At 59.1% G+C, this 14256-nt stretch carries 6 protein-coding genes; 5 read left to right on the top strand and 1 reads right to left on the bottom strand.

The window, feature by feature from the left end; genetic code table 11:
• The first annotated feature begins 205 nt into the window (after positions 1-205).
• The 3 genes from AC1DNI_RS20870 to AC1DNI_RS20860 all read left to right on the top strand — a co-directional run bounded on the left by AC1DNI_RS20870 (position 206) and on the right by AC1DNI_RS20860 (position 11153).
• Positions 206-1423: an MFS transporter gene (locus tag AC1DNI_RS20870; protein WP_477693279.1), complete on the top strand. Its 1218-nt coding sequence runs from the start codon at positions 206-208 to the stop codon at positions 1421-1423.
• Between the two features lie 752 nt (positions 1424-2175).
• Positions 2176-6480 carry a hypothetical protein gene (locus AC1DNI_RS20865; protein WP_477693278.1) on the top strand — a complete coding sequence of 1435 codons (4305 nt, stop codon included), beginning with the start codon at positions 2176-2178 and terminating at the stop codon, positions 6478-6480.
• Positions 6481-6491: 11 nt separating this feature from the next.
• Entirely contained in the window at positions 6492-11153 is a 4662-nt protein-coding gene (locus AC1DNI_RS20860) for a hypothetical protein (RefSeq protein ID WP_477693277.1), read from the top strand.
• Positions 11154-11208: 55 nt separating this feature from the next.
• Here AC1DNI_RS20860 and AC1DNI_RS20855 read toward each other — a convergent pair whose 3' ends face one another.
• Positions 11209-11607, bottom strand: coding sequence for a nuclear transport factor 2 family protein (locus AC1DNI_RS20855; RefSeq protein ID WP_477693276.1), 399 nt, complete (start codon positions 11605-11607; stop codon positions 11209-11211).
• 139 nt (positions 11608-11746) lie between these two features.
• Between AC1DNI_RS20855 and AC1DNI_RS20850 the strand changes: the two genes are divergently transcribed.
• Positions 11747-12052 (top strand): hypothetical protein, encoded by a 306-nt coding sequence (locus AC1DNI_RS20850; RefSeq protein WP_477693275.1) that lies wholly within the window; start codon positions 11747-11749, stop codon positions 12050-12052.
• Positions 12053-12159: 107 nt separating this feature from the next.
• Entirely contained in the window at positions 12160-14250 is a 2091-nt protein-coding gene (gene flhA / locus AC1DNI_RS20845; RefSeq protein WP_477693274.1) for a flagellar biosynthesis protein FlhA, read from the top strand.
• Positions 14251-14256 lie beyond the last annotated feature (6 nt).

The following is a 14256-nucleotide window of genomic DNA, read 5'->3' as shown; positions in this document are numbered from 1 at the left end:
AAAAGATCGACGCAGCTATCAAACTCATCGAAGCTAAAACATCTCCGTCAGAAGCCGCAAAACAGCTCGGCCTCGGTCGATCTGTCTGTCGGGAACTACCCCGTCTGGGCATTCTGCGAACTGCGTGATACTTGCATTGCATTCAGCTCGGACATTCCGTGCACACTTAATTATTGTTCAAAAATCCAACCATCAGCAGGTCACGATGGAACAGCAAAATTCATACCGAGCCCTCACTACAATTCCCGGTCTGACGCCTCTCATTGTCGCTGCTACCCTCTCGCGTCTGGCCGGACGCATGTTCATTCTCACGCTGGTGCTGTTCGTGCTGGCGCGGTTCTCGTCACCGGCGTTGGCCGGCTGGCTGACCTTCGCGGCAATCGTGCCTGGCCTGCTGGTTAGTCCGATCGCAGGCGTTTTGCTTGATCGCGTCGGACCGACAATAGCCGTCAAGATCGACATGATTGCCAGCGCCATATTCATTGCCGCAATCAGTATCGTGAGCTGGCTCGACTCGACGACGCCACCGGTCCTGTTCTTTCTGGTGATATTGTTTTCCCTCGCCGGTCCGCTCGGCGCGGCTGGCACCCGCACTCTGTTGCCTCGATTGGTTCCGTCTCACGCACTCGATCGAGCAAATGCGCTGGATACGGCAGTCTATGCCGTCGTTGATGTCGTCGGGCCAGCAATGGCTGGCATTATTGTCGCGTGGCTTGGTCCTGAAAGTGCGATGTCTATGATCGCCCTCTTCTATGCAAGCGCGGCAATATGTATGTCCCTCGTGCCGTTCCTTCCAGGTCTGGCGTCAAGGCAGGCTTCGTTTCTGCAACAGACGTGGGAAGGTATCCAGATCGTCGCCAGACAATCAACGCTGCGCGGCCTTGCCATCTCCTATTCGATGTACCAGATCACATGGGGCGTTCTCTATGTCGTCGTTCCGGTTTTTGTCGCCAACCATTACGACACCTCCATTGGGAGTTCGGTGACAGGTTTCCTATGGGCTGCGATGGGCATTGCCGGCGGGATTGGTGCGCTGTTAGCCGGGCACCTGCGAACAACCGGTCGCGAGCGTTACATTATGGCTATCGGAATGGTAATTACGGCCTTGGCGGCATGGCCCGTGGCAGCTGAGTTTGGGTTTGGCGGGCTGGCGATCGGCCTTATGCTTGCCGGCATCATGTCCGGTCCGATCGATGTTGCTCTGCTGACGCTTCGCCAGCGTCGAACCGATCCGCAACAACTCGGTCGCGTCATGTCGATTTCGATGAGCCTGAATCTGGCCGGTTTCCCTCTCGGTTCGGCCTTGGCCGGCATGGTGATCACGTCATCGCTGTCGACGACATTCGTTCTGGCGGGCATCGCCTCGGTCGTCGCGGCCATTGCGACGATATCGATCCCTTCGGACACCGAGGCTATAGCCTAGTCAAGCGTTGTTCAGCGGGAAACCAACGCGATACCTCTGATGTTCTCAGCGACGGCACAGAGGAAGAGCCGTCGAGACAAACTGGCGAGCGACGCACTTGCTGAACGGCAGGAACGTTCGTTGCCGAGCAGGGCAGTGAGATGCAATCGCTGCTCATCGTTCGAAGCGGTGTGTTGGTGGTCACACGTGAAGAGGGTCGTCGGGCAGGCGGGCGCAATCGGAGAAGCATTTGTTCGAAAACAGCACCGAGATTGCTGGCATCCACGCCATGCCTGGTCTCGTCAAAAAAATCAGGCTCCTGTTTGAGCTCTCTCATCTCGAGAGGAATTGACCATCCGGCCCAGCTGGTAGAATTGCAGTCATCGACGTCACGCATACTCCCTATGGGCTAATGTTCAAACGGCACTTGTGCGGTTAGTGTGACTTCGGCCCAATGCCCTAGATCGAATTGTTGATTTCGCATGAACCGAAGCGTCGGACCACACCGGTCCAACATCGATGCCGCATTCGCAAACAATCACAAGACAAGCACTGTCCTGTTATCCGGCCATGCCGTGCACGCTGCAAGACTCTTGAGAAGCATGCCATTCGCAGCGGCACATGACATTTGATGAAGACGAGTTGGCTACCCAGATCCGGGTGGTGAGCCATTATCCTGGGAAACGCGGCGTGGTTCGAACGAGCCCGGCGTATCTTTTCAATGGATAGCTTTGTTGAATGGATGGTCGGACTTTCGTGAAGGAAAGTTCGCCATGCCTCCAAAGAAGCCGATTTCAACGACGGTGAGTTCCACTCCGTCAAAGTTGGTGCGTGGAACACAAGCAGCGCCGCCCGTGCAAGCCTCCGATCTTGTTACGGGAGCCATCGGCCCCATCGTCGACCGAATTCCTGATCATCCCATCTTCATTCCGGATCCCAACGAGAATTTCTTCGACACCAATCGCCGGGGTGATGCGGTGGTGCGGCCGCGCGACATGCTGGTATTGCGGCTCGAGTTCATCAACCTGACCGTATCAGGCGGGGCAAAGCCGCGGCTGAAGAAGTCAGCCGCCGGCTCTGCGAGCCTGATCGTACATTTCCCGCCGCAGACCATTACCGAGGAGACCTTCTTCGAAACGCCTCCCACTGCCACGCACAACCCGGACCCTCCCCGCCCCGGCACTCCGCCAAAACCCGAGCCTGGCGGGGCGGAAGCACTCACGGGACCACCGGTCCGTGCGCGAATTGCCGGCGAATCGAGGCTCGCGTTCAAAGTTCCGGACGGCTTCGACATTCCCTATACGCTGGAGGATGTCCTTGCCGCCTGCGAAACGCTCGAACTTTCCGTTCCCGCCAATGCACGGCCGCCTGCAGCGCCCCGCCCTCCGATTGTCTTTACCGATATATTCGCCTCCAATCTCGGCAAGTTGAGTGCACGTCAACGAGCATCCCTGACAAGTTTTGCGGCGCGAAGCCTGCGCATCGCCGCTGTCCAGGGCAATGCAAGCGCGTTTGAACTGCGCCAGGCCACGGGTGGTCCCGGATTGAAGGCGCTGAAACCCGGCAGGCTCGGCGCATCCGATCTTGTCCAGATCGGACCTGTCATCGACGCCGGCACTTTCCCGACGTTACGGGGTCCGCGCCCGGCACTGCCAGGCCTGAACCAGACTGCAATCGAAATGCCATGGCGGCTGATCCTCAGTCCGCACGGCGCGGAGCGCTGGCGCCATGCGGCGCTTCCGATTTATTCGGAGCAGACCGGGCGGACCGAACTGTGGCATTCGCGCCTCGTCGCACCATCCCAAACCGGACCGACGATCGAGCCGCCAAATGCTGACTCGCAACGGACCGTGAGAGCCGTGTGGGCGCTCACCGGCGAGGGATCACCCAAGCCGATGCAATCGGACTATCCCGCGGGCAACTTGCCCAATCCTAACAACAGCCCGTTCCGCATGCCCATGGACGATTTCGATCGCTTTCAGATCGTCCACCTCTCGTCGAATTTCTCGAAATCGAACTACGCACCTTTGCCGGTCAATGCCAACCTCATGATGCTTTCTGCCCTTGGTGGCTGGCTGGATTCAAGGGGCGGCTGGGATCCCGTTGGCCTGTCCGTGGAGGAATGGGCTCATCGCGCCACCATGGGGCGGGATCACTATGTGCGTGTCGTCTATAAGGGTTTCCTCTTCCCATTCGGTCATCGAGTCTCCCTCATCAAGGTTAGCGAGCGCAAATTCCACAATGGCAAGGGATCGGACCAGGCCATGCCGGGCAATACGGCATACCTGCGCCAGCGGCTTTTCATCATAGTGCGTGAGCGCGAACGCACATTCGTGGATCCGGACCTTACCAACAAGGACGAGACCATCGCGCTGCACCGGCAATTGCCGTTTTCGAGTGTCCGAATTCTGACCGCCGTCACGCCAAGCCTCGACAGGCCGGATCAGGGGCCGGGCTCGATCGTCGGCAACCAGACCATGTTCTGGCCTTGCGTCGGCGGGCAACCCTTCAAGTTCCAGATGTCGGCCACCGACATCGACGGCCGCACGGTACAATTCGAACTCCCGATGATCTTTATCGATTTTTCTTTGACAAGCCCGGTGAAGGACGGCTCAGCCCCGGTTCTGAAGCCCAATTTCGATCTTGCCGAAACCAATGCCGATAAGGCCCGCAGCGCCTGGAACGATCCTTCTCATTCGGGTTGGAAGACTGCCCCGCTCAAGCGCCAACGCGTAGCGCTCGCACCAAGCGTCAAAGCCGGTGACACTTCGGTCGAGGCGGAATCGATAACGTTTGACGGTTTTGTCGAGAAACAGAACCTCAAGCTCCGCGCCTACAGCGAGAACCTTTCCAAACCCATCTTTTACCCCATGGTCCAACAGGCCGGCGTTCGCATTGCCGCCCTTGCGCAGTTGACCGGCAGTTCCGCATCGAACACGGTCAAATGGAACGCACGCTATCTGAGCGCCGGCTTTGCCAACAACCAGGGCGAAGTCTTTGTCGACGTCGTCAGCGAGCCCGGCATGGCTCAGCTTAATTTTTCAACCCAGGGGGACAGGTCGGGAGGATTTGTCCAGCCGAACCTCACGCCGAGCGCGCTCTCGCGTCTGACCGGCCCGGTAACCGGCAACGTTTCCGACTTCATGGATGGGAAGATGACCGGCAGCAATGCGTTTCCGGCCACGCTGTCCGATCTTCCCCTGCCGTTGCTGTTTGGCTGCATTCCGCTCGGCGATGTCATCCAGGCTGTCACCAACCTTGGCGACAAGCCCGAACAGGTCCCGAAATTTGCCAGCGAAGCCAGCACCAAGGTCGAAAGCTTCATCAACGGGCTCGTGCGTCTCTTCGAATTTGTCACGCACCTGGCTGACAGTCCGGGTAGCATCACCGATGCGGCCCTCGAGGTTGTCCGCGGAACTTTGGACGACCTCATTGAGCAGGCCGAAGCCTATCAAGCAGCGCTCGTCGCCAATGCCAAGGCGCGTGTAAATGATTTGAAGAATGCGGTCCTTGCGGTGAAATCGGAAATCGCTCCGCTGCTGGCGGTAACGAGCGTCGACCTCGCCCTGCCGCTGGGCGGACTTGCCGGCGCTCTCACCAATGTCAACAACGCCGCTGACCAGTTGCTGGCGGCCGCCGATGCGCAGGTCGGGGGCGTATCGCTTCCAGCAGGCTTCCGGCAGTCGTTGAAGCAGATCGCCAACCAGACCAAAGCACTCGCGAACGACGTGGCGACGATCACCACCCTTATCTCGCAAGGGAAAGAGCTTTATCTGGCGCTCGAGGCGATTGTCGGCCACCCGGAAAACCTGCCGCAATTGCTGGGCGATCCCGCCACGCTCGGCGGTCTGCTGACGACGGTTCAGGCTAAGATCACCCCCTTGCACGATACCATCAAAGCGTCGCGACTGCTCGACGGCGCGCCAAAACAGGCAATTCTTTCGGCCATCGAACTCGTCGTCGAGATCCTCAACGCGGCAGGCGACCTTTTAAAACTCCTCGAAATGCTGACCGGCGATGAGCTGACGATCCGCTTCGACTGGAACCCGCCGATCGACAACTGGGCCCTCCCGGGTGTCGACAAAGCGAAAAACCCGATGTTCCGCGCCAATGACAAACGCGGCTTCCTCGTCGCCGTGGAAGCCAAGGTCAAGAAGAACGGCAGCAGCGCGCCGAAGATCAACGTCGTCTGCAGCCTTAAGCATTTCGACCTGGTCTTGATCGCACCGGCAAGTTTCATCGAACTGAATTTCGAGAAGATCGAGTTCCGCGTCGACAGTGCCGCGAAGATGGACGTCGACGTCCTGCTCAACGACATCAAATTTGTCGGGCCGCTGAGTTTCGTCGAGACCTTGCGCGATCTCATACCGCTCGATGGCTTCTCCGATCCGCCCTATCTCGACATTACACCTCAGGGCATCGATGCCGGCTTTTCGCTTACACTGCCGACAATTGCCATCGGTCTGTTCAACCTCAGCAATCTGAGCCTTGGCGCCGGCTTTACCGTGCCGTTCATCGGACAGCCGCTGTCCGTCCGCTTTAATTTCTGCACCCGCGAACAGCCATTCAACCTGACTGTTTCGCTTTTCGGTGGCGGCGGATTTTTTGGCATTACGCTGGACCCGCACGGCATACAGATCCTTGAGGCGTCTTTTGAATTCGGTGCGAGCATCTCCATCGATCTCGGCGTCGCCTCTGGCGGCGTCCATGTCATGGCGGGCATCTACTTCCGCATGGAGAAAGATGCTTGTTCGTTGACCGGCTATTTCCGCCTCGGCGGTTATGTGAGCGTACTTGGGCTGATTTCCTGTTCGCTCGAACTCTATCTCGAACTTCGCTACGAATTCGAGAGCGGAAAATGCGTCGGCAAGGCGCAGCTGACAATCGAAATTGAAATATTCATGTTCTCGACAAGCGTCACCGTAACCTGCGAACGAAAATTTGCCGGAGCAAACGGCGATCCGACATTCCGCGATCTCATGGGTGTCAACGCGGCGCTGCCGATCGCCGAGGAGCTCGAACTGATCGACACCGATACCGATTACGCATGGCGTGAATATGTAGAGGCGTTCGCCTAAGGGAGGGGAGCATGGCAAGACAAACCATTCTTTGGACGGTACTGCCCAATGGGCGCGTGGAAGACGGCGAATTTGCCGGCCAATTGCGCGTGTCCCTGGTCGCGTCTCCCCGGCTGACGCCCGAGGCGTCTGACGAGCAGGTGTTGAAGGCGTTTCCGGAATGGCGCAACTGGCCAAAAACGCTCGATAACGTGAAGTTTTCCTTGCAGGTTGGCCCTGACGAGCTTGAGCTTAGACGTATAAGCGACCCCGATGCCGATCTCTGGGCCAAGCTGTTCTCAGCCCAAACCCCTGTCAGCGGATACGTTTTCAAGGACATGAGCAAGGTCAATCTCCGCTCGTTCCCCATGCGCAACGTTCTTGGAACGTTGCGCAAGCACTATAAGAACCTCGCGATCCAATCGACAGGGACGCCGCCAACCCTCCTGCCCTGGTCGCAAGCCCATCCAGGCCTGAAGGACCTGCTTGGCGAACTCGGCACCCGCACGGAAAAAATCAACCTCGGCGACCGGCAAATCGAATACCTCGTGCCGGGCTTCAACCGCTTTTTCGACGATGAAGGTCGCGAGGGCACTGAGAACCGTTTGCGCAATACCGTCTTCGGCACAAAGAGTATTTACCGCGGACAGGTCGTTGGTGTGGATGTCGATGAGCAGGGAAACCCCAGGTCCAGCGGGCAGTTTCCAGTCCGCGCCTTGCCTCCGGACTGGCACGATCCTGCCGGGGGCGGCGCCGATTCAAGCATTATGGGGCAATTCTCCTCCGCGGCAGAATATGCTTTCTACCAGGCGAATCGCTTCTACCGCCGCGAGCCTCTGACACAAGCAAAGCTCGACAAGCTTGACGCGCAAAAGCAATTGCGCCGCCCCAAGCTTGTCGACGTCCCTGCCCCGCCGAAAGCGCCCGATTTCGATTTCCATCGTATCGTCGCTTCCTACAGCGATTATCCGCGGCTCCTGCGACGCCTTGGCCTGGTGATCGATTGCGTGGTCCAGCCGAATTCGCCCATTGATCTCGCGCTCAATGCTGCCCCGCAGGTGCAAGGGCGAATGTCACTCAACCTTTCATGGGGGAGCGCCCACGATCCGGCGGATGATTCCTGCCCGCAGACCGCATGGATAGCTGACAAGTACCGGTTTGTGACGCGTCCAAGGACGCAGGATCACGAGCGGGGCTTACTGAAACTGCAGTATGCCGACGATAAATGGAACAATGACAAGCGCACCCTGTTCGACGTCTATCAGGTCGACCCGGATGGTGCAGCCCTGAAGACGGTGGATTTTGTCATTACCGCACAGAACCTTGTGGGAAAGAGCCTGGCAATCGGCGCCGACGGTGCAGTCACCTATACGACGGGCGACAAGCAGGCGGTCGCTGCCCTTCGCACGGGCGGACTTGGCATATCCCGCCATGGCAAGGCGCTCACGATTGCCCAGAGTGCTGCATCTGCGGCGCTGAAGGACGCAGCGGTAAAGTCCGGCGCAGGAAAGAAGGTTGTTCTGTTCACTGAAGATCTATTGCGGGGGTATAGAGTCGACGTTCAGCCCGTAATTGGCGGCTCGCCTGAGAAGTGGCATACCCTTTGCGGCCGCCATGGCACTTACAAGCTCATTGCCACGAACGAAGACCTGCCCCTTGAAGACGATGAAGGCTATGTGAAGGGGGCGTCGACGACAAGTTCGGCCAGTGAGGATGCCGACCCGGATGATCATTATCTGCACGAATCGATGTTTCGCTGGACGGGATGGAGCCTGGTAACGCAGCGCCCCGGAAAAACGCTGCGCGCGAGCAGCGATCCCACCTCCGGCGTTCAAAGTGAAACCCCAGAGACGGTTGCAGATGAGGCGACAAGCGGCGGCAATGGGGTATCGGCAACGTTCGTCGCGGCCAAAGGCAGCTTGCCGCGCCTGAGATTCGGCACACAATACCGCTTCCGGGCACGGTTGGTGGATCTGGCCGGTAACAGCCTCGGCGTGGACGACAGGTCGCTTGAAGACGACAAGCAGGTCAGCGAACCCGTGGGCTATTTGCGCTTCGAACCTGTTGACCCTCCCGTACTTGTTCATCGCGCACGCGTGAGTGAGGGCGAGTCGCTCGAGCGGATGGTGATAAGAAGCAACTTCGACGTCGACCCCGAAGGCTATCTGAAGAAGAAGCCGTTCAAGGATGCGATCAAGCTGCCGGCTTCGCAGGATTTCGATTACACGGCCAGCAACGAGCGGCATGTGGTGCCGCCGAAATCCTCGCAACTGCAATGCGAGCAGCACGGACTGTTCGACGTCTACTTTGCTGATCCCGCCTCGATCAAGACATCCTACGCGATTGCAAGCCGCGAGGCTGGAACCTTGAACGATCCGACGGCAACATCGACGCCCGAACTCATCACGCCTGCGGCGATAGCAGGAACTGCCACACGGACCGTATTGCCGCTGCGATTGCCCTCGCCGGACAACCCCACCGGCGATCGCCTCGCCGCCGGCCAATACGTGATTCATCGCGACGCTCAGGTTTCCACGCCCTATCTTCCGGATGGAGCATCTGGAGGCTTCGCATTGCGGGCCATGCAAGGCCATTCGATTCCCGGCGTGACCGTGCCCGTCGTCCTCGGGCCGAGCGCTGCGGTGGTGCGTGCCCCGAACCAGGAACTCGTTCTGGTTGTCGCCCATGGCAAGGAATGGCCGGACTCAACCGGGTTCAGGATCGTCCTTCAGGAGCGTGGTGCATCGCTCCTTGATCCACCTTGTGACGAAACATTCAACGACGATGGGACGCCTTCCTGGGATGAGGACAAACGTGTCCTGACACTATTTATCGCCAAGGGCCGTATCGCACGCCTTCGCTATGCCAGCTTCGCACATAAGAAATTCATGGACTCCTTTGGTTTGCCGGGATGGATTGACACCGCCGGCGAGCGGGACTTTCTGCGCGGCATGGCCGAACTCGGCTGCGCGTGGATGATGACGCCCTATCGCGAACTCACCCTCGTCCACGCCACCCAGCAACCGGTATGCGCGCCCGAAATGATCAAGCTCGTCGCCGGCCGCAGCATGAACGACCAGTTTGCCATCTTGCGAGCGCAGGTGCGGCTGCACGGACCCAGCACCGGAAAATTCGAAGTCGAAGCGCATTGGAAGGAGTGGATCGACGATCTGGAAAAGCCGGGACCGGAACTTGTCGATTCCCATGGGGCGCTCGGCGAAGTCCTGCTTGCCGAGAACCACGAAAACACATTCGATCTTAACGGCGCGGTGAACGCGCAGCAATATGACGCCGCGCGCCCGCGCGCCCGGGGCGACCGGCACGAATTCGGCGACACAAAATTCCGGCTGATCGAGTACAAGGTGTGTGCTACGACGCGATTCCGCGAGTATCTTCCGCCATCAATCTATGAACAGAAAGATCAGGTTACACGCCTTGGGCCTATTGCCGAGGGCCAGCAATTCCAGCTTGGCGCGGATGATGACCCGGGCGCTCCATTCCTTGTCCAGCCTGGCGCGGCCCCGCTCACCATCGTCAAATCGAGCGCGGCACCCGACGAGCCGCGCATCGTCTACGTCATGCCCACTTTCCGCTGGGAAGAAACCGCGGACAATTCATCTCTCGATACAGTACGGCTTGGCAACGGCCTGCGCGTATGGCTTGAGCGGCCCTGGTTCTCCTCGGGGAACGGCGAATTGCTCGGCGTCGTGATCCTGCAGGACAATGCCCGCTTTACCGATATTCCGGTGCCTGTCGTTCCGCTGGTAACGCAGTGGGGCCTCGATCCGTTGTGGGATACGTCGCTGCCGAAAAACGCGATCCGCATCACTGATTTTCCCTCGCGGGTTATCAATGAGGCCGTACCATTGCTTGAGCCGCAAGCGGCAGGGCAGCAGGTGCAGATCATCGGCCACCGCGTTCATTGGGATCAGGCGCGCTCGCTCTGGTATTGCGACATCGAGCTTAATCCAGGCAGCAGCTATATGCCGTTCGTGCGGCTCGCGCTGGTCCGCTATCAGCCCAACGCGCTTGCAGGCGCAAAGATTTCGAAGGTCGTGCTTGCTGATTTCTCGCAAGTCCTGCCGCGCCGCCGCTCATCGTTCCAACGCGACGGCGCCGCGGTCGCGGTCAAGCTACGGGGCACGGTACCAAGTCATGGTCCAATGAAATTCCCGACCGACTCGGAATACCAGGACATTTCCTTCATCCCCCTCCCCGGCCAAGCGGTCGAAACCGGAAGAAACAAGGTCGAGCTCGTACTGCAGACCCGCGACCCGGCGATCGATTCCGACCTCGCCTGGATCGATCAGAAGGTGCTGACCTCGGCCATATTGGCGCCTGTCGCTGGAATAGGGCCGATCGTTACGACGACCTTATTCGATCAGCCGGCCGTAAGGGTAGAAGCACCTCCGGCCGTTGCCGACCGCTTGGGGCAGCGGATCAGCCTCGACCTGACGCACATCGCGAGCCCGATCGACGTCGTCCAGATCCCGCCCGATTTGTTCGACCCCGTTATATGGAGCGCCAATGTGACCTTGCCAGATACCGCTGGCAAACCGGCTCGCCTCGCCATACGTGAATACGAACGCTATTACACGGACAGGACCATCGCCGAACAACGTGGCGGTGCGACGAGACGGCGCAAAGTGGTCGAGGAAAGACTGGTCTACACGGTGTTCTTTGATCTCCAGTAGACGTCGAGCGTCGGGCCATACGCGGAGGAAGTCGCCCGGTTCCCCTTATTTTCGGCTAGGTGGTCTCTGTCCGCTCGCTGGCTTGTTCAACCAGATGCGCGCGCGAGGGCGCAGGTTCAAATCCATCGGCGAAATATTGCGTTTCGTTGACCACAAGTCCTTCGCTGAATTCCATGATGCTCACCGCATAGGTTGGTATACCGTCATAGGTGAGCACGAATTCAGAGACCCAGAGATCACCGCTGCCGATAATTCGCTGGACCGTGAAGCGCTTCTTGTTCGGCTGAACTGTTCGGCTCTCTTGAATATTGTGCCGGCCACGAATCCGCTCATTCGATTGCGGATAGTAGAGCACAGCGTCATCACGATAGATCTCATGCTCGACCTCGAAGTCGCTCGCGTCCGATGCTTCCCAATGACGTTGAAGCGCCATCCGCACGGTTTGATCGTTCATCCCAACCTCCGAACTCCGTTTCCGGGCATCAAATCCCACCTACAAAGCAGAATTCGGGCGATAGCCTATGAAAAGTTTAGTTGACCGCTTTCGATAGCGGGGAGAAACTTGCAACCCACCGAGGCAAGTGGAAAAGACAATGGACGAGCCAGACCGTTGGCGCCACATGGCAAGCGCACCGAAAGACGGCAGTCGAATCCTTGTAACGATCCGCCCAACTGAACAGGGGCAGGCAGACGTTGACCTCGCATATTGGTCCAAAGGCGACCAGTTTGGTGCCGAAGGCTGGCGCGCCTCTGATTCCTCACCCGGCCGTGTCGTCGAATATGCCGAGCCGGAATTGAAGTGCTGGATGCCGATGCCCTCGGCCAATCTAAACCGCACCTCCATGCCCGCACCCTGGGAAGGTGAAGACGCCGAGCAGCTGGACGGCTCAGGGATTTAACAAACTCCCGTCGTTACAAAGCTCGATACGCTGCGCTTCTTCACCAGCCGCTGCCTGCCTCGCGCAAGCTTCGCCCCCTATTGTTACTGCGACAATAGGAGACGACCGTGCAGCAAGTTGCAGTAAAACGCCTGGGCGACAAAGGCTATCTGACCGGCAGTGATGTCGGCCTTGCCCTCGGCATCGTCGTCATCCTGACCGTGCTTTTCCTGCCGGTCTCGCCAATTGTTCTCGACATCGGCCTTGCCTTCTCCATCGCCTTGTCCGTGCTGATCCTGATGGTCGCCCTGTGGATTCAGCGGCCGCTCGACTTCTCGGCTTTTCCGACTGTCCTCCTGATCGCTACAATGATGCGGCTTTCGCTGAACATCGCGACAACCCGTGTCATCCTCACCCATGGCGACGAGGGTTACGGAGCTGCGGGACAGGTCATCCACGGTTTCTCGCAATTCGTCATGGGCGGCGACTTTGTCATCGGTCTTGTCGTCTTCGCGATCCTGATCATCGTCAACTTCCTCGTCATCACCAAGGGCGCGACGCGCATCGCGGAAGTCGGCGCACGCTTCACTCTCGACGCCATTCCCGGCAAGCAGATGGCCATCGATGCCGATCTCTCGTCGGGCTTGATCGATGAAAAGCAGGCACAGCATCGCCGGCGTGAGCTTGAAGAGGAAAGCGCTTTCTTCGGTTCCATGGACGGTGCGTCCAAATTTGTGCGCGGCGATGCCATCGCCGGCCTCATCATCACCGCCGTCAACATTTTCGGCGGCATCATCATCGGCGTCACCCGCCACGGCATGGATGTCAGCCACGCCGCTGACGTCTTCACCAAACTCTCGGTGGGTGACGGTCTGGTAACGCAGATTCCGGCCCTGATCGTTTCGCTTGCCGCCGGCCTACTTGTTTCAAAGGGCGGCACGCGCGGCTCCGCCGACAAGGCGGTGTTCGGGCAGCTCGGCGCCTACCCGAAGGCACTCTTCGTTGCCGCGCTCCTGCTTTTCGTCCTCGGCAGCCTGCCCGGTCTGCCGGCCTTTCCCTTCTTTATCCTGGCAATCGGCCTGACGGCGATCGGCATTTCGGTTCCGCGCAAGCTGGCGCGGGTGGCTGCGGCTGCCCAGGCCGAGATTGCCCAGAGACAGCACGCCGCCGCCGAAGAGGATCGCAACTCGGTTCGCGCCTCGCTCGAAACCGCGCAGATCGAGCTTTGCCTCGGCAAACAGCTTTCGGCGAAGCTTCTGGCTTCGCAGCTCGAACTTGCCCACCGCGTCAACAAGATGCGCAAGAAATTCGCCGTCGAATATGGATTTGTCGTGCCCGAGATCAAGGTCACGGACGACTTCCTGCTGCCGCCGAAGACGTACCGCATCAAGATTCACGGAACGGTCGTTGCTTCGCATGAAGTCCGGGTCGGTGAAATTCTGGTTATCCCGGGCGACAGGCCGCCCCCGCACGTCCCCGGCGAAGAAGTGCGGGAGCCCGCCTTCGGCATGAAGGCCTATTCCGTGCCGGAAACGTTTGCTGCGGAGCTGAAGCGCGATAACTACATGACCGTCGACAACCTGTCGGTCCTGCTCACTCACCTCAGCGAAATCGTCCGCAACAACCTGGCGCAGCTCCTGTCCTACAAGGACATGCGTGGTCTGCTCGACCGCCTCGGCCCGGAATACAAGAAACTGCTCGACGACATTTGCCCCGCGCATCTTTCCTATTCGGGACTGCAGGCAGTCCTGAAGCTGCTCTTGACGGAACGGGTATCGATCCGCAATCTCAACCTCATCCTCGAGGCCATTGCCGAAGTCGCGCCGCATGTGCGTCGCTCCGAGATGATCGTCGAGCACGTGCGCATGCGCATGGCCCAGCAAATCTGCGGCGATCTTGCCGATAATGGCGTACTTTCGGTGCTCAGGCTTGGCAATCGCTGGGATCTCGTCTTCCACCAGAGCCTGAAGCGCGATGCCAAGGGCGAGATCGTCGAGTTCGACATCGATCCGCGGCTGCTCGAGCAATTTGGCACGGAGGCGAGTGCCGCGATCCGTAAATATCTCGATGCCGGTGAGCGCTTTGTTCTCGTCGCATCGCCGGAGGCGCGGCCCTATATCCGGATGATTATCGAACGGCTCTTTGCGACGCTGTCGGTGCTCTCCCATGTCGAGATCGCTCGCGGGGTCGAAGTGCGTTCGCTCGGCACGATTTCCTGAGTTGCC

It is taken from the genome of Phyllobacterium sp. 01N428 (assembly GCF_056399405.1).
Note: the sequence above shows the minus strand (reverse complement) of the source record. Positions and strands in the feature narration are given on the sequence as shown.